16 protein-coding genes and 1 tRNA gene are annotated in these 17,044 nt (G+C 60.3%); 15 read left to right on the top strand and 2 right to left on the bottom strand.

Features of this window, described 5'->3' with window-relative positions:
- Positions 1 to 54 precede the first annotated feature (54 nt).
- Both I6F20_RS21415 and I6F20_RS21410 read left to right on the top strand, forming a co-directional pair.
- Positions 55 to 642 (top strand): Spy/CpxP family protein refolding chaperone, encoded by a 588-nt coding sequence (locus I6F20_RS21415; RefSeq protein WP_225127717.1) that lies wholly within the window; start codon positions 55 to 57, stop codon positions 640 to 642.
- Positions 643 to 807: 165 nt separating this feature from the next.
- Positions 808 to 883: transfer RNA gene (locus I6F20_RS21410), tRNA-Lys, on the top strand.
- Between the two features lie 387 nt (positions 884 to 1,270).
- On the opposite strand, the gene I6F20_RS21405 is transcribed toward I6F20_RS21410, so the two are convergent.
- Both I6F20_RS21405 and I6F20_RS21400 read right to left on the bottom strand, forming a co-directional pair.
- Positions 1,271 to 1,507, bottom strand: a complete 237-nt coding sequence (locus I6F20_RS21405) for a hypothetical protein (protein WP_057026676.1) — start codon at positions 1,505 to 1,507, stop codon at positions 1,271 to 1,273.
- Positions 1,508 to 2,490: 983 nt separating this feature from the next.
- Complete coding sequence (locus tag I6F20_RS21400; protein WP_081494539.1) at positions 2,491 to 2,832, bottom strand: H-NS histone family protein; 342 nt, start codon at positions 2,830 to 2,832, stop codon at positions 2,491 to 2,493.
- A 473-nt stretch (positions 2,833 to 3,305) separates the two neighbouring features.
- On the opposite strand from I6F20_RS21400, the gene I6F20_RS21395 reads away from it, so the two are divergent.
- From I6F20_RS21395 to I6F20_RS21335, 13 genes are all read left to right on the top strand, one after another.
- The gene (locus I6F20_RS21395) at positions 3,306 to 4,025 is read left to right on the top strand and encodes a hypothetical protein (protein WP_225127716.1); all 720 of its coding nucleotides are present in this window, start codon (positions 3,306 to 3,308) and stop codon (positions 4,023 to 4,025) included.
- Positions 4,026 to 5,704: 1,679 nt separating this feature from the next.
- Positions 5,705 to 5,953, top strand: coding sequence for a Flp family type IVb pilin (locus tag I6F20_RS21390; protein WP_346276409.1), 249 nt, complete (start codon positions 5,705 to 5,707; stop codon positions 5,951 to 5,953).
- 104 nt (positions 5,954 to 6,057) lie between these two features.
- Positions 6,058 to 6,564, top strand: a complete 507-nt coding sequence (locus tag I6F20_RS21385; RefSeq protein WP_225127714.1) for an A24 family peptidase — start codon at positions 6,058 to 6,060, stop codon at positions 6,562 to 6,564.
- Between the two features lies 1 nt (position 6,565).
- Positions 6,566 to 7,534 carry a Flp pilus assembly protein CpaB gene (gene cpaB, locus I6F20_RS21380; protein ID WP_192893116.1) on the top strand — a complete coding sequence of 323 codons (969 nt, stop codon included), beginning with the start codon at positions 6,566 to 6,568 and terminating at the stop codon, positions 7,532 to 7,534.
- The gene (locus tag I6F20_RS21375; RefSeq protein ID WP_036008138.1) at positions 7,534 to 8,736 is read left to right on the top strand and encodes a CpaE/TadZ family protein; all 1,203 of its coding nucleotides are present in this window, start codon (positions 7,534 to 7,536) and stop codon (positions 8,734 to 8,736) included. Before cpaB ends, I6F20_RS21375 begins: the two co-directional genes overlap by 1 nt.
- Positions 8,733 to 10,115 carry a TadA family conjugal transfer-associated ATPase gene (locus I6F20_RS21370; RefSeq protein WP_036008135.1) on the top strand — a complete coding sequence of 461 codons (1,383 nt, stop codon included), beginning with the start codon at positions 8,733 to 8,735 and terminating at the stop codon, positions 10,113 to 10,115. The genes I6F20_RS21375 and I6F20_RS21370 overlap by 4 nt, the downstream gene beginning before the upstream one ends.
- The gene (locus I6F20_RS21365; protein ID WP_192893117.1) at positions 10,112 to 11,044 is read left to right on the top strand and encodes a type II secretion system F family protein; all 933 of its coding nucleotides are present in this window, start codon (positions 10,112 to 10,114) and stop codon (positions 11,042 to 11,044) included. The genes I6F20_RS21370 and I6F20_RS21365 overlap by 4 nt, the downstream gene beginning before the upstream one ends.
- Positions 11,041 to 11,949: a type II secretion system F family protein gene (locus I6F20_RS21360; protein ID WP_036008129.1), complete on the top strand. Its 909-nt coding sequence runs from the start codon at positions 11,041 to 11,043 to the stop codon at positions 11,947 to 11,949. Before I6F20_RS21365 ends, I6F20_RS21360 begins: the two co-directional genes overlap by 4 nt.
- A 2-nt stretch (positions 11,950 to 11,951) precedes the next feature.
- On the top strand, positions 11,952 to 12,599 hold the full coding sequence (locus tag I6F20_RS21355) for a methyltransferase family protein (protein WP_057026672.1): 648 nt from the start codon (positions 11,952 to 11,954) through the stop codon (positions 12,597 to 12,599).
- A gap of 30 nt (positions 12,600 to 12,629) precedes the next feature.
- Positions 12,630 to 13,124, top strand: a complete 495-nt coding sequence (locus tag I6F20_RS21350) for a hypothetical protein (RefSeq protein ID WP_225127712.1) — start codon at positions 12,630 to 12,632, stop codon at positions 13,122 to 13,124.
- An 8-nt stretch (positions 13,125 to 13,132) separates the two neighbouring features.
- Positions 13,133 to 14,506 (top strand): pilus assembly protein TadG-related protein, encoded by a 1,374-nt coding sequence (locus I6F20_RS21345; RefSeq protein WP_225127710.1) that lies wholly within the window; start codon positions 13,133 to 13,135, stop codon positions 14,504 to 14,506.
- Positions 14,506 to 14,922, top strand: a complete 417-nt coding sequence (locus tag I6F20_RS21340) for a TadE family protein (protein ID WP_225127708.1) — start codon at positions 14,506 to 14,508, stop codon at positions 14,920 to 14,922. The genes I6F20_RS21345 and I6F20_RS21340 overlap by 1 nt, the downstream gene beginning before the upstream one ends.
- A gap of 452 nt (positions 14,923 to 15,374) precedes the next feature.
- Entirely contained in the window at positions 15,375 to 17,030 is a 1,656-nt protein-coding gene (locus tag I6F20_RS21335) for a type II and III secretion system protein family protein (RefSeq protein WP_225127706.1), read from the top strand.
- Positions 17,031 to 17,044 lie beyond the last annotated feature (14 nt).

Here is a 17,044-nt window from a genome sequence, read left to right as displayed (position 1 = left end):
CGCGTCAGCCCCCTCGCGCTCATCCTTACGGGCACCTTTCCAGAGGAGGTCAGGATGAAGAAATTCACCATCGCAGCCATCGCCGTGCTCAGCATCGCCGGCTCGGGCGCGGTCTACGCCCAATATCATCGCCCGTGGATGGAGCACGTCCGCCACATGCGCATGAACCCCGAGGACCGGGCCGCCTTCGTCGATGCGCGGATCGCCGCCGTCCATGCCGGGCTGAAGCTGAGCGCAGATCAGGAGAAGCTGTGGCCGCCGGTCGAGGCGGCGGTGCGGGAGTTCGCCAAGCTGCGCATCGACCGCGCCAATGCGCGAATGAATGCCGGGCCGGGCGATGCCGACAGACCGGACGATCCGATCGCCCGCCTGCGCCAGCGCGCCGAGGACATGGGCGCCAGCTCCGCCGCCTTGAAGAAGATCGCCGATGCCGCCGATCCGCTCTACAAGACCCTCGATGAGGGCCAGAAACGGCGTCTCGCCGTGCTGACCCGGCACCGCGGCCCGTTCGGCGGCGGCGGGGACGGCCCGCGCCACCACCACTTCATGGAGCGCATGATGGAACGGGGCATGGACCACTTCCACCATGACCGCTTCGACCGTGACCGCGGTCCCGACCGGGACCGGGAGGGCCGGCTCTGAACGGACCGGTTCTCAGGCCGTAAACCTGGCGAAGCCGCTGGAATCCAGCGGCTTTTCGCATTTCCGGGGCTGCGGACGAGACCTTGGAAAACTTGCGTCCGATCGCTTGCCAGACCCGGAACGCTTTGCTAAACGACCGGCCTCGCAAGGCCTTGACCGCCTTTCGGGCGCATAGCTCAGTTGGTAGAGCAGCTGACTCTTAATCAGCGGGTCCCAGGTTCGAGCCCTGGTGCGCCCACCACCTTTAAGCCCGCAGGGGCTTTTTTAAATTCTTCGATAGAGCAAAGCGCGTCTGGTGCGACGTTTTTGTTGGAGTGGACACGGCCGGTTTGCTATTCGGTGTTTCCCTAGTTTCTATATCTTCACCCATTCGATGCAGCGCGCAGATCCGATGGGACAAGTCGGTCACGTGCTTGTCGTAGATTAGGAAATTGGAGCGGGCAGAACGGACGGTGTGTTCTGTCCGTCGCAGCAAGATACCGCTTGCTGCAGAACCAGAACCAGAAGGTTCCGGATCTGGGCCCCCGAAGCGCAATGCGCAGTTCGATGCGGCGCAGCGATCGCTGGCGGAGTCATGCGCAAAGATCCGTTATGCACGCACGAACTAGCCGGCTTAACCTCTTTCGCGTCAGCCGCGCTTTCGCTGAGAGGGTAACGTAAATTCCACGACCTCGTGCTTGTCGCACCGATCAGGTGGCTGATTTTTCTTCACGATCAGCTCGAGCTCGAGAGCCTCGAAGGCGAGCTCATCCGCCAAGCGCTTGAACAGCTCGCGCTTCTCTATGTCCGTCGCCCGCTGACTCATCAGCGCAAACTCTCTGGCGTCAGCGCGGACCTTTTCCAAACGTCGTCGGAGGTCCTTCATGTGTGCCGGCGTAGCTTTTAATATTATCCTCGGCCCGAACAATCAGTTTGCTTGTTCGGATTCACCGGGAGTCAACTGCCGAAACTCGATACTGGTTCGATGCGGACCGCCAAATTCGTCGCTCATCGTGCTGCGATATTTGGCCATGCTCCATGACCCGGCCCCTGTTCAGGGACTGCGGGCTGAGGTCGGCCGTCCTGGCTGATGAGCTATCTCTGTCCGGCTCTCGCCCGATGATGCACAGAACGGGCATACCTGAAGGGGCATGAATGTTCGAAAGCGCACAGACGCGAGTGTTGGCCCCGACTAGGCTGCGAGCGATCCTGGGCGTTCGCGAAGCGCTCAGGGCCCGATGGCATCGGCGGATGCCGAATGTGCCGGCTGCAGCGAAGCGGTTCCGTCCGCGAACGCAGTGTTGCCGGCTGCGTGCCGGGCATGAGGCAGGAATAAGCTCGGCAGATTAGATCAACGATGGTCGTTCTCGTGCGTAGTGTCCTTCTCATAGTGGGAATATGGCTGCTGGTGAACGTTCTGTTCGTTGTAGCTGTCCTGCCCTCGCGCAGACCGGCACCTGCTCGGCACGCAGCAATTCCATCTCCCGCGACGATCAACACGACGGCCGGTCGCTCGGATGGTCGCGAACCACCACTCCTGCAGCGCGGGATGACTCCAGTTGCAATCAGAGTTCTTTTCGTCGTCCTCCTCCTTCCAGCCCTTCGAGCGTGGAATGCGGTTAGGCGGCACTTCAGAGAGCATCACGACTAGAGTCGGGCCATCGTGCGCTTGAGTTCTCGTCGATGTCTTCACTGCGCCGCGGGCCCCCCGAGCGATTCAGCGAGACCGTCAGCCGGATCGCAAGTGCGGTCGCTACGGCCAATGGCTCCAACCATAGTCATGACCCGCGTTAAAACGATAATGTGAAAATCTCAGATCGGGAAACAGCCGGCGCCAGCATTCCCAACCCAAAATGCCGCAATCGGCGCTCAATTTGTCTGCCGCTTTTGAGCTGAAGCCTGATCGATCAGGAAATCGTCCAAGTCTCGGCCGCTTCGAAGCTGCGGCCGCAGCCATCGCGGCTGCCTGCCACGACCCGACCATGTCTCCGCTGGGTTCTTCGGATTGCGATATTTGGGACGGACGGGCGGATATGGACGACGGCGCTTGTAATTGAGCCGTGTGACCTCGCTGGCCAGTCTAATGCTGCGCAGCCTTTCCTCCAAACGTGCTTTTTGCACCAACATTTTCTGAGTGAGTTTGGCGGCGACCTCTTGGTGAAGGGTCCAGAGCTCGTCAACGGAGAGCGAACTAAAATGCGCGGTGTTCATGGCTCCAATCCGAATCTTGGGCAGAAGGCCCGGGCACACAAGTCGGGAATCAGGGAGCAGGCAAGCCGTCAGTTAAATATTGATCGTACAATCCACATTTAAATCCGCTAGGTGGCAGGGAGAAAGGCGCGACGATGGCAATATCGCGATGGAGTATTTAATTCGTAGCGGGGGTGTCCACCTATCGCGACATCCACGAACTCATCCCTCGGCAAGTTTTGCTTTGGTGTTCGGGAACGGGCGCAACTATCGCAATCGACCGGGCGGCTACGCCGCGGATCGAGGCCCGGCGCAACTCAGATGACCGATGAATCCATCGGCCTATCCTTGTTGCAGGCATCCCTGGAGTGCTGGACCGGCATATAAATTAGGTGGCCAAGAATACCATTAATTCATCGCGTTGCCCGATTTAAGCCGCATGGGGGCCGTTGTCGCCGCTAAGGCTCAAGCGGGGGCGCACCCGGGAGTTTCCGATGTCCGGACATTTGCGATTGTACTTCGCCAGTTTGCTCCTTGTCGGAGGTTTTTCGGCGACGCCTGCGTCTTCCAATCCTCTAACCGACTTCTTCAATACTGCTACGTCCCAACCCACGGTAACCACCCCTCCGCCGCAAGCCGAATGCGCGCCGCGTCCCGGTACCTCGACCAGTGGCGGACAGCATTGGGTCTACCGAACGGACGGTCGTCGCAGATGCTGGTTCCTGGCCGAGGGCATCGCGACGGTGAAGAAACCCATTCGGGCTCCCGCGGCCAAAGACCGTAGCGCCAGTTTCGACGAGAACCGGACCACGCAGACCACGCGGAGCGTGATCGTTGATGCGCGTGCGGAGTTGCTGCGCTCTGCACCGCCCGAGCAATCCCAGACGCCTGTAACGGAAATGCAGGTAGCAGATGCCACTTCCGATCTCGGTACGGGTGCTACCCTGATGTCGGCGGCTCCCGTCGGAGATATTCCCCGCAACCAGCTCAAGCACGAACACTCCGTGCCGGATCAAGTCAACGTTGGGCAGTTTCTCGCCGCCGCGCCTGCCGACCCACCTCAAGATATGCCGCTGGGCCCGCGCACTGCAGAGGGGCACGACGAAGCGCGCAGCTGGACGGGCTGGCTCGGTGGGCTGCTGATGGCGCTTGGTGGCCTCTCGCTCTTAAGCTCGAGCCACACGCTTCGGCACGCAGTGAGACTACGCCACTGAGGTGGCGACATACGAGGTACTGCCGCCGCGCGACCGACGGATTGAACGAGCAGGTATCGCCGAACTGCCACGTACAATGGTTCCGTTGCATCGCACTTAGTTTGGCGCTGCCTTAACCGGACATTCGGGTACGATGATCGTCACCTTTTTGGATCGGACGGCATCATGCGGTATAAGGTTTTCGTGGTGGACGGCAGCCGGCAAGTGATCTGCACTGCAAAGCTCGACTGTATTGACGAGCAGGCGGCGAGACGCCGAGCCGAGCAAATGCATGACGAGCACGACGTTGAGCTTTGGGAAGGCGATCGGCTCGTTGCGGTGTTCCGAAGTGCAACGTCGAATGAAAGTCGGAGCTAACGCCCGACCCTGAATGGGCGGCCGGTCTCGCCGCCGAGTTCGTTCAACTGTTGTGAGGCACCCCGGCCTGGCTGGTTGGCGACGCGTCGTAGCGACGTCATCGCCGAGGCTCGCTAGGCGCAGATGAAAGCCGCCCAGTCCTCTTTCAAGGTAGAGGTGGACGCGAGGAACGCGGGCAATCCGTGCATCAAATCGCGCGAGTGAGCCGGGTCATCCTTCGGATCCGGCGGGTCTCTAAACGGCTCTAGCTCTGCCGCTCGCTTTGGTACGCCGCCTTCTGCCGATTGGTTTTGTTTCTAGATGTCGGAGCTTACTTCGAAGTTTCTCCACCTCTCTGAGCTCCTCCAGAAGCGCCTGGTGCCGTTCGCTCAGAACAGCACTAGAGGAAATTTGACGCATACTCATCACATGCCTCAGAAAAGGACTTAACTAGGAAGTCGACGAAAACGGAAGACAAAGAACGCCCGACTGAAGCTCAACGAGCTAAGGCCGCGGCGGCCAGATGCTCCCAGTACTCTGCCTCTGCAAGCAATTTCCAGCTTCGCGCAGGTTGGAGTACAGCAGTCTGACGGCAAAGCAAGGCCATTGCGCGAAAGCGGCGGGCAGCTTCCATTCCAACCTCCCATGTTTTCTTTTCCCCAACATATTTTTTAATTTTGTGATGGAGTCATCATGATTATATACGATAATAAAATAATCGGTTGTTTTGCTTTTCTCCGCACCCAGGGCAGATGCGCCGGCTACCGAGCCCGTAACAATGATGACGGGTCCTGGCTGCGCGCTACGCTCTAGAGCGTACCACCATCCCGCGATGGTCCGCCTCGCAAGGTGGGGTCCAGGAGCCTCTATGATTGCGGCACACCGGTGCAACTGACGGGAATCATGCGGCTGCAAGGCAGCGATCAGTGCGATCGGAATCTTCGAACGGATCACCTCACCCGTCGTGACAGATGTGCTGCGTCGCGCCTTCGCACGTCGCGAAATTGCTCCATGTGCGCGGGCCAGGGGCGCAGCATCCGGTCGATTATATCGCCCTCACATGATTACCTATTAATCATATTATAGCGCTGCTCATCCGTAATAATCCGGTGATTGCTTACCGGCTCCAGCCAACGCTCTGCCCAGGATCCGATTGTTGGTTCGGCTATCGTATTTGATTTACGGCGCTTTTGTCGATTCTGAGATTGTTGTGACGGCTCGCTTCGCAGTGCGTCGATTTAAAATCGGAATTATATATTAAATGTTGACGCTAATAAGTATTTAATGAATAGTTTGTCGCTGGCGGGGCCGGAGATAAATCCGCAGCCGCTGAAGTTGCCAAGGTGTCTGAAAAATTCCATCTTGAAAGAAGGGATTCCTCTATGTTGCATCATTTCATCGAGACCAAGGAAGCGTTGAAGCGTCTGCGGACGGACCAGGACGGCGTGGTGTCATTCGAGTACATCATCGTCGCGGTTTGCATCATCGGCGCAGTGTCGGCTGTGTTCGGCGTTGGGGCCGGCGGTGCGATCGGAACCGCGCTGACAGGCGGGATCACCGCGATCACCACCGCTTTTACTGCGGCGGTCTGATACGGCCGTCCGGCCAGAGGGGGGCATCGGAATGTGTCCCCCTCCGAATGTTATTTCTCTCCATTCTTATTGTTGCTGTGCCTTCCCACCACCCTGAGGCATGCATGAGCTGGGTTTCTTCCATCGTCTCGATACTGGAAATCTCGTTGTTGCTGTATGTCGCAACGCTCGACGTCGCGACCCGCACGATCCGAAATGACGTCTGTCTCTTGCTGGCGCTGCTCGGGATCGCCCGTCAGCTTGCCAGCCCAATGCAACTTGCCGAATCCCTCATCGCCGCGACGCTCCTGTTCCTGCTGCTGCTCGCGCTCTACCAGCGTGGCGGGATTGGCGGAGGCGACGTCAAGTTACTGGTAGGTTTGGCCATTGGCCTGCCGCCGACGGGCTTGATTGAGTTGCTGGCGGTAACCGCGCTGGCCGGGGGCGTTCTTGCCCTGGTGCATCTGGTGATGCGCGTCCTGCCATATCCGAAATTGGCGCCGGTCGGTTCGTCGCTCGCACGGCGCGTCTACGCGATCGAGCGCTGGCGCCACGTGCGACACGCGCCCCTGCCTTACGGGGTGGCCATAGCGTGCGGTGGCATCTGGACCATCTCGAGCAGAGGATTTTGACATGTCATCCACGTTGCGCCTCTCGATCATCCTGGTGCTCTTGCTCGCAACCACCGCATTCGGGCTGATCGCCTACAACATGAACCTGCCGAAACAGGTTCCCGTAACGGTTACGGCGCAAGGGCCGGCGCCTCCTTCGACTGTCGGGTATTTTGTCGCGGCACGTCCGCTGTCGAAAGGTACATTGGCCCGCGAAGAAGATTTCGCCGTGCGCTCGGTGTCGCCTGAACGCCTTCCCGCAGGGGCGATCCTGGAAACACCGGACTCGAAGGCCGGACTTCCCGGCTCTCTGGTCCGCAAGTTCGTCGACGCTGGCAGTCCCATCACCTTGCAGGACGTATTGCGACCTCGGGATCGTGGCTTCCTGGCCAGCGTCCTGGCACCGGATAGCCGCGCGATCAGCATCAAGGTGGACGAGGAGTCTGGCGTGTCGGGGCTGATCAGGCCGGGTGATCATGTTGATGTCTTGTTGACCCAGGTGTTCGAGAAGGCAGATCCCGCGCGCCGGGCCCTGAGCGAGACCGTTCTAGGAAACGTTCGAGTCATCGCGATTGACCAGGAAATCATGCAGGGTGGCCGAACCGTAAGCTCGGTAGCCGGCTCGGTGGCCGGCAAGCAAGCGCAGACTGTATCGTTGGAGCTTGCCCCGGACCAGGTCAAGAAGATCACGGTCGCAAGGCAGCTCGGAACGCTTTCCCTGGCGGTGCGGGCCGCAGTCGAGCAGTGGGATACGGCGGACACTGGCGCCATGTCCAGCTGCGATGTGTCGCCGGAAATCGCCCGCCAAAATGCGATTGCCGGCCGGACAGCAGCGGTCGTTGTTCATTCCGGTGGTCAGATAAAGCAATACTCGGTCAGGAAACAGGAATCTGCCGATGGCGACGTTCCGATCAACTGCGACGGGTCGGAAGTGTCCCGCCGCGGGGCGACGATGGTGGTTCAGGCAGGCAAGTTGCTGGAGAAACGTTGATGAGCGTTAACATAGCGGCCATCAGTACGCCCGAAGAAGCGACGTCTGTTGTGGCCCGCAATCGAATCGTCTGCTTCGTCAATGACGAATTGAGTGCCGCGGCTCTGCGCAAGGGCCTTGAAGGCAGCAATATTTCGATCAAGCGGGGCACGATCCGCAATGCCATACGGATGCTCGAAACGGACACCGAACTATTCGCCCTGGTGACGGACATCAGTGGTATCGATGATCCATTTGCCGAACTGGAGCGGCTGGCCGGCGTCTGTCCGCCCGATGTCCGGGTGGCTCTGATCGGTGAAAGCAGGGAGATCACCTTCTATCGCGCGCTCATGGAGCTCGGCCTGACCGAGTACCTGCCGAGGCCGATCACGCGGGACATGGTGCTGGACCAGCTGCGCCCAAAGCTGCTGGGCGATCGTGCGCCGGCGCCGACCGACCGAGGCGGCCATGTGATCTCGATCTGCGGTGCGCAGGGCGGTGCCGGCGCAACGAGCATCGCCATCAATCTCGCGCTGCAACTGGCCGAGACCACCAAGGCCAAGGTCGCGCTGCTCGATCTTCATCTTCAAGGCGGCGAAACAGCCGTGATGCTGGGTGTTCAGCCCGGACCAGGCCTGCGCATCGCCCTGGAGAACCCGATGCGGGCGGACACGTTGTTCCTCGAGCGCGCCGCAATCGCAGTCAACGAGCGAGTCAGCCTGATTTCCGCCGATGAGGAACTGGACGCTCAGCTCGACATCACCGAAGCGGGCGTGAGGCACGTCCTTGGCCTGCTCCGCCAACGATTCAACTACATCGTTGTCGATGTCCCGGTCCCGTTTCCGTCATCCATCCATCCGGTGATTTCTCTTTCCCGGCACGTGCTGGTGCTGCTGGAGGCGGAGGTGACCGGACTTCGCAATGCCCACGCACTGCGGGCCGCCGTCACCAACATTGCCGGCAGGGATCGGGTCTTCACCTTGCTGAACCGTGCCAATCGCCCGGGGGGCCTTCCCAGGGCCGCGGTGGTCAAGGCGTTGGGGACAGAGCCTGACATGGTCGTACCCGATCTCGGGAAGGGCATGACCCAGGCGGTCAATCTCGGAATTCCCGCGCTGAAGCACGTATCTGCACTGCGACGCCATCTCGCGCCGATCGTACGGGAGATCACGGGGCTTGGCGCCGAGCAGAAGGGACGGCTGCGGAGGCTGCTGGGGCTATGAGAAAGTTTGGTAGGCGCGACGAGGAAACGCCGGTTCGCTTGCCTGCATCGACGCCGAGCTTGGCTGCAACGACGCCGAGCGTGCCTGCATCAACCTCAAGGCGCGACGAGGCTTCGATTGACCGGCCGGTGATGCCAGCTTCACTGCGCGAACGCGTCATCGAGCAGATTGAGCCATCGGTGGCCGCAACTGTTTCGCGTGACGTCCTTCGGCGCCAGATCGAGGAAATCATCCATGGCATCGCCAATGAGGAACGGCTCGAACTGTCGGGTCGCGAGCAGCTTCAACTGGCGGACGAGATTGCCGACGACATGACCGGCTATGGGCCGCTGCGTCCGCTTCTGCTCGATCAATCGATCAACGACATCATGATCAACGGGCCGAGCAACGTTTATGTCGAACGAGCCGGCAAGCTGGAGCGGATCGCGGTGCGCTTCCGCGACAATGATCACATCGCATCGGTGGCCCAGAAAATTGCCGCGCAAGTTGGACGGCGCATCGACGAATCCAGTCCGATGGTGGATTGCCGCTTGTCCGACGGCAGCCGCGTCAACATCATCTTCCCGCCGCTGGCGATCCACAGCCCCTGCATCTCGATTAGAAAGTTTCCGAGCCGCCGCCTGGATATCGCCGCACTGATCGAAAACGGCTCGATGACCGCAGCCGTCGGACAATTGCTGGAGATTGCCGCCCGGTGTCGGCTCAATGTCCTGGTCTCCGGCGGCACCGGGTCCGGCAAGACGACGCTGCTCAACGCCATGAGCCAGTTCATCGATCACAGCGAACGCGTCGTCACCATCGAGGATGCGGCGGAGTTGCAGCTCCAGCAGCCGCACGTGATCAGCCTGGAGACCCGGCCTCCCAGCCTTGAAGGCACGGGGCAGGTGACACAGCGCGATCTGTTGTGGAATGCGCTGCGCATGCGTCCTGACCGGATCGTCGTGGGCGAGGTGCGCGGGGCCGAAGCGTTTGACATGCTGCAGGCGATGAACACCGGCCATGATGGTTCGATCTCCACGGTCCATGCCAATAGTGCTCGCGACGCCCTGACCCGCATCGAGAACATGGTGCAGATGGGGCAGGTGAATCTGCCGTCGCGAGCCATTCGAACTCAGATCGTCGCTGCACTGGATCTCATCGTGCAAGTCGAACGCATGCGCGATGGGCAACGTCGCATTATCCAGATCAGCGAGGTGATGGGGCTGGAATCGGATGTGATCACCACCAATGACATCGCAACATTCGAATACCAGGAGGAGGACGACAATGGGCGGATCTCGGGCACTTACCGGGCCACCCTTGCAGTCCCGAAATTCAAGAGCCGTCTCGTCTATTTCGGGCTCGATCGCGCCTGGGCCGAGGCAGTGAGGCAGATATGATACCTGAGGCCGTGATCGTCGCTGTTCTGGTGCTCGCGATGTGCGCAGCCGTCGGCTCGTTATGGCTCGACGGCCGGGAGCGACGCATGGACCGCCGGCTGGCGGTCGCTCTACCGGCCTCCCATCCGGCCAGCCTGCCATCCATTCGCCGGGCGGAGACCGGCTCCCGATATCTGCTTCTCCACCGTTTGGCCAATTACAGGCCCGAGATGGTTCACGCCTGGCATCCGGCGTATGTGCTGCTTGCTGCCGCTATCGCCGTAGCAGCGATCTTCTACGCTAATCGCCTGCTGGGATTTTCCGTTTTCTACGTGTCTGTCGCGGCTGCGGTTGCCGCCGTGGTAGTCGTGCGAGGTCTGTTTGGCTGGCAGCAACGTCGGTTCGCCAGTCAACTTTTCCGGCAGCTGCCTGACGCCATTCAGCTGGTGACGAGTACGGTTCGATCGGGTCTGCCTGTGCACGAAGCATTTCGCACCATCGCGCGCGAAATGCCGCAACCGACGTCTGGACAATTTGCAATCGTATGCAGCGAAATGAATCTGGGAAGACCTCCGGAGGAAGCCGTCGAAGGCGTCTATCGGCGAACGCAAGTGGCAGAGTATGCGATGTTTGCGGTGACACTTGCGGTTCAATTGAAGTCCGGCGGCAGCTTGGCCGAGACCTTGCAGACGCTGGGCGACACGGTGAGTCAGCGTGTTGCGCTCGCTGCTCGCGCCAAGGCGCTGGCGGGAGAAGTGATCTTTTCCTCGCGAGCACTCACGATCTCGCCCCTGATTGCCGGAGCATTGCTATACGCGGCCAATCCGCAGAACGTCGATCTGCTGTTCACTGACCCGACCGGAAACAAGCTTCTGGCTTACGCGGTAGTCTCGGTGCTCATCGGGCATCTGGTGATAAGTTGGATGGTCAGGCGGGAAACAGAACTATGACTTTTGGTCTCGGGCTGGCGGCCCTCGCAGTCGTAGCTGGAACGGCGGCCTTCATGTTGATCATCCGCGAACTACACGTCCGTGCATTGGACACGCGGGTCTCAAACGCCGTGATGGGTATCCCTTACCGTTCAGCCCCCTTCAAAGACCTGACCGGTTGGTTCTCGTGGCTGGGCATGCGCTATCGGCGCTTCTACGCCGAGGAGAATCTGGAGGAGCTACGAACGGTCCTCCACTCATCTGGATTCAATCATCATAGAACCTTGCCGATCTGGATCGGCATCAAGATCGTCAGCATGTTCGCGCTGCCGGTCATTGCGCTGCTTCTGGCGCAACTTTCGGGAAGGAGACCTGCCGACGTGCTGGTCTTCACGCTGATGGGTGTGGTGATCGGAATCTTGGGTCCGCGATTGGCTCTGTCGGTGATGAAGCGGCGCTTTGATGCTGCCATTCGGCTGGGCACGCCGGATATGATCGATTTGCTGATCGTGTGCAGCGAGGCGGGAATGGGCCTGGAAAGCGGGCTGGGGCGTGTCGCCGAAGAAATGAAGTCGACCAATCCTGCCATGGCCTGGGTGCTGCACCGACTCCTTGATGATCTCCGGATACTGCCAAGCCGCGTCGAAGCATTCGAGAATTTGGCGGTCACTTCGGATGGTCTTCGCCGGTTCGGCACGATGATCAGCCAGAGCTTGCAGTACGGAACGCCGTTGGGCCAGGCGCTGCGCAGTATCGCGCTCGACCTGCGGCGGGAACGCATCACCAAGCTGGAAGAAAGGGCGCACAAGTTGGGCGCCAAGCTGACCATTCCGATGGTGCTGTTCCTGCTCCCAGCCATGTTCGTCATCATGGGGGGAAGTCCCGTTCTTCACCTCGTGCGTTCGTTCGCCAGCTTCGGAAAGTAGCCATGAGCACAATTGCCCTCTCCAAGAGCGGATCTTACGACCGGATCATGCGGCTGCTTGGCAGCTTGTGGTTCTTGTTGCTGGCTCTTTGCGTCGCCGTCAGGATTGGGGCGTCGCTGCACGATCCGTGGCCCTCGCTCTTGTCGAGCTTTTGCCTCGGCATCTTCTACATGCTCCTGGCGCTGTTGATCATGACGCGCTCACCGGCAAAGGCGCATGCCGATGGCCTGCTTCCAAGAATAGCTGCCTTCGTCGGCAGCTATCTGCCGTGGTCGATCAGCTTCCTCGGCAAAACCGACGACACGCTGCCCAACCTGGCATCGACGGCTTGCGTGCTGGTCGGCACGATCATGATGCTCGTCACCATCCGACATCTGGGTCGGTCGTTCAGCCTGGTGCCGCAGGCGCGCTCGGTGGTCCAGACCGGACCCTATCGATGGATCAAGCACCCGCTCTATGTCGCCGAAGAAATCGTGGTGCTGGGCGTCGTGCTGCAATACCTGACACCGGTCACGGTGATGGTCCTGGTTCTGCATATAGGCATTCAGGTCTGCCGAATCCTTTACGAAGAAGACCTGCTTCGGCGCAATTGCCCCGAGTATTCGAGTTACGAAGCATCACGTTGGCGAGTGATTCCTTACGTTTGGTGAGCGGCTATGCGTGGCCGGATTGTGGTGGACATGGTTCAGATCGCTGCGGCTCGGGTGACGCGATCGCACGTGGCAAGTCCCCGTGGAGGCAGGCGCGCGTATCGTAAAGGGTCCTTCGTCGCCGATCAGCGCGGCGCCGTCGCGTTTGAGACAGTCATCGTTTACATTTTCATGGTGTCGTTCCTGCTGATGCCGCTTGCCGACGTCGCTGCCGCGGGCTTCCGGTTTATCTCTGCGTGGTCGGCCTTGCGCTCATTCGGACAATACATTCAATACAAGACTCCGCCCGACCCGGCGAACCCGGGGACCTGGGTGTCGACGCTGCAGACAACGGTCGCCGGGCATACCATCGGCAACATCCAGGTCATGTGCGGAAGCACAGCCTGCAACTCCGGCAACCTTGGTTTGACTCCCAAGTACTTTACGTTTTCGACGACCGTCACTTTGGCCCCGATTGTGTTGACGTCGGTGCTGTGCCCCAGCAGTTGCACGTACACGCTGCCTTACTCCGAACGTTTCCAGTAGGTGTTCTCATGCGCAGTCTGCTCCGTTCCAGACGAGGCTCGGCCGCATTCGCAACAGTCATCGTGCTGATTCCGCTCATCGGCGTGGTCGCACTCGGGGCCGAGGCGGGATCGTGGTACGTCACCAGGCAGCACGCGCAGAATGCCGCCGATGCAGCGGCCTACTCGGGCGCCCTGCGACTTGCATGCGACAATGCTGGTGTGCTCTGCGATACATCAGTGGATTATCAAGCAAAGGAATTCGCGGCACAGAACGGGTTCTGCAACTCCGGTGACACGGCCTATCCGGGCACCAACTGTGCGACAAGCCTTCCAGCAGGAATCTCGCGGGCCGTGCAGATCGATATCGGCAGCTGCAGTGCGGGTGCGTTCACAACGCCGCCCGCAGGAGGCGGCGGTAACGCCGTTCGCGCCATGGTCAGCCAGCAGCAGCCGGCCTACTTGTCGGCAGTGCTGGGTTTGACGACCGTCAACATCCCCGCCCAAGCCATCGCTCTGGTCGAACTGCCGAGCAAGGTGTGCGCCTTGGCGCTCGGACCTGATCCGAACGGCGGCGGAGGGGCGCTTAAGATTGCCGGTAACGTCAGCAACAACGGCATGGGTTGCCCGATAATGTCGGATGCCAGTGTTCAGTTTGCCAGCACTGCCTCTTTCACCGGTTCGGGATGGGCCGTCTTGGGTGTAACCGGCTGTAGTCCAGCCAGCACCTGCGCCAATCCCGGCGTCACGTACAACTACTTTATGCCGTACGCCAACAATCCGCTCAGCAAATTGGACAGCCAATCGTTCAACAGCTTGACCTCGAGCGGGAGGCCAAACGACTTGGCATGCAGCGGTACGTTGGTGCCCAATACCCCGCCGAGCAGCACTAACCTGTACCGCAACCTAGCGTGCACGACCGGGGACGCGGTAGATTTTAGTCCGGGCACGTACTTCTTCTACAATGGCACGATAAGATTCAATGGCGGAACCATCACTTGCAGTGCCTGTAGGCCCTGGCCACCGGCAGGCACGGGCGAAGGCGTCACTCTGGTATTACTCGGGGATTCGAGCATTTCCATCTCTGGCGGCGCCAGCGTTGAGCTGTCCGCTCCCTACACCAACACCTTCTCTTCCGATCTGAACGGCGTTCTGATTGATGATCAGGCGCCGAGCAAGAGCAGTAATAAAGTCAACATCACCGGCGGTACGGTAAGGCTGGGTGGTGCGATGTATTTCCCGCATGTCGACGTGACCTGGAACGGAGCGACACAAAGTACCAATACGACCTGTTCACAAGTGATCGCCCAGACACTCACCATGGGCGGTGGCGGCTTCCTGAGCACGGATGGATGTAATCCGGTCACCGTCCCTTACACCCAAGTTGTCCGCTTGGTGCAGTGATGAGAAAGCTCGATCAGCGGGGCATCGCATCGTTCGAGTTCATCCTCGCCTTTGTGTCCCTTTTTATGTTGATCTTCGCCATCTTCGATCTCGGACGCTATGCGATCACGATGCAGTCCTTGCGGACGCTCGCGAGCGCCGGGGCCCGAGCGGTCATGATCAACTGCTACACGCCTGCATTGCTTCAAAGCCCGCCTCAGTCGCCGTCAAGCTGCGCGGGCGATCCGATGTCCACGACCGCAAAGCAGACTGCCGCGCCGTTCCTGTATCGCGGCGGTCTCACGCCGACGCTGGGCGTGGCATCCAGCGGCAGCAACTTGACCGTGACCGCTTCTCAAGCCGGCTTCACCATGCTGATGCCGATATGGGGCACAGCACTCAATGCGCCGAGCGCGTCAACGCAGATTCCCTTTTAGGCAAAATATGGCAACGTGCCTTACCCATCTTGACCGACATCGCCTCGGGTCGGCGCTCGAGCTGGACAAACCCCTCGGAATCGAACTGCGCCAAAGCAATCTGAGCCTGGCCAAGTGCCGTTTGGAGACGACGAGCCGACGCCGTTCGATCGTGAGCCACGACGGAATCTCGCGCAAACGTGGTCGTGCTGCAGCAGTTCTGAACGGAGCTGCAGAGAGAAATGATGCGCGCCCGCAACATTGGAAAGTTTTCTTTGCGACTTGAGGCTGTGCGGTAAGCGTCTCTTCTTGCAAGCAGGCAGCATCAAGGACGATGATCTTGGAAACGCGAAGTAACGAATTGTAGTCGGACATCTTGTAAGCTCTGCGGCGTGGTGCGCAGAGGGGAACTATTGGGGATGTCGAGCACGTAGATTTGCGGGGGAGCCGCGGATCGCAGTTGGGGGACTCGAATGGGTGGCGATCGCATTTCAGGTAAGATAAGGGAGCTTCTCGCCTTCAGCGTGATGGGTCTTGGTGCGGCGCTCGCCTCCTTTGCGTCCGCTGACCGCGCGATGGCGGCAGACCGGCGGGGCTCCTCCGGCGGCGGCGTCTTCGTCAGCGAAATGAACGATGTCCAGCGGGTCAAGGTGGTGGTCAACAAGTCACGCACCTTCAAGGTCGATACGGCTTTCGCAACTATCGTGGCCGGCTCGCCCGACATTGTGGACGTGAAGTCGCTCAGCGATCACCTGATCTACGTCCAGGGCAAGCAGACCGGCACCACCAACGTCATCCTGCTCGACTCCTCGATGAAGCAGATCGGCATCCTCGACGTCGAGGTCGTGATCGATACCGGCAATCTCCAGCAGAATATCCGCAGCAGCACTGGCGGGCACGGGATCCGCGTCTCGGCTTCCGAGGGCCAGGTGGTGCTCAGCGGAACGGCCGCCGATGCGGTTACGGCCGAGCGGGCCATGGCGATCGCCACCAGCACAGTCGCGAAGGGGGGCACTGTCGTCAACGCGATGAGTGTCGCGGCGCCGCAGCAGGTGATGCTGGAGGTGCGTTTTCTCGAGGTTACCCGGGATGCCGGCCGCGACCTCGGTGTGAACCTGTACGCAGCGAATGCCAACGGGACCAACGTCGCGAATACGGGACGTGGCAATTTGAGCACTACGGCGGGCCGGCGACCGATTGGTGGTATCAACACCGCCAATAGCCCCCTGGGCGTTGGCGGCGGCGCTGTCGGTGCCCCCCCAACCGGCAGCCTGCCGTTACTCGGAACAGCTGGTACGCTTCTTGGCACAGCGGGCGGCATAGCTCCGATCCCGTTCGGAAGCTTGTTGACCAGCATCGTCCGAACCAGCAATGGCGGTTCGGTGGACTTGTTGATCTCTGCGCTGGAAACCAAAGGATTGGCTCGCAGGTTGGCCGAGCCGAACTTGACCACGCTTTCCGGAGATGCAGCGCGCTTCCTGGCCGGTGGTGAGTTTCCAGTGCCGATTCCGAACACGACCGCAGCCGGCTTTCCGACCATCACCATCGACTACAAGAAGTTCGGTGTCGAACTGGCCTTTGTCCCCACCGTGCTCTCGCGGGGGGTCATCAACCTTCGGGTGGAGCCGTCGGTCAGCGAGCTTGATTTCGCCAATGCAGTGACGATTCAGGGGACGACAGTTCCGGCGTTGACCCGCCGCGATGCACGGACCACGGTGGAGCTGCGGGACGGCCAGAGCTTTGCGATCGCCGGCTTGCTGCAAACCCGCAACCGTCAGGACGTTTCGCAATTGCCCTGGATCGGTTCGGTGCCCGTGCTTGGAGCCTTGTTCAGCAGCAAGTCGTACCAGCAGGAGGAAACCGATCTCGTCATCATCGTGACGCCGCGCCTGGTCGCACCGGCCGCGCCCGGTCAGCAATTGGCGTCACCGCTCGACTCCCGCCTTCCGGCCAACGACGTCGACTTCTTCCTCAATGGCCAGATGGAAGTCCGCAAGCGTTACAATGACTACGTCAACTCCGGCGGCGACGTTAAAGGACCTTATGGTCACATCATCGCTCCCGAGCTCACTGCGACCATTCCGGCACCGGCTGTTGCGAACCAGCCGGTCGTAAAAACGCTTAACTGAGAAGGAAGCGGGAG

Source organism: Bradyrhizobium sp. IC3123 (genome assembly GCF_020193625.1).
Lineage (GTDB): Bacteria > Pseudomonadota > Alphaproteobacteria > Rhizobiales > Xanthobacteraceae > Bradyrhizobium > Bradyrhizobium yuanmingense.
This window is presented reverse-complemented; position numbering and strand designations above follow the sequence as displayed.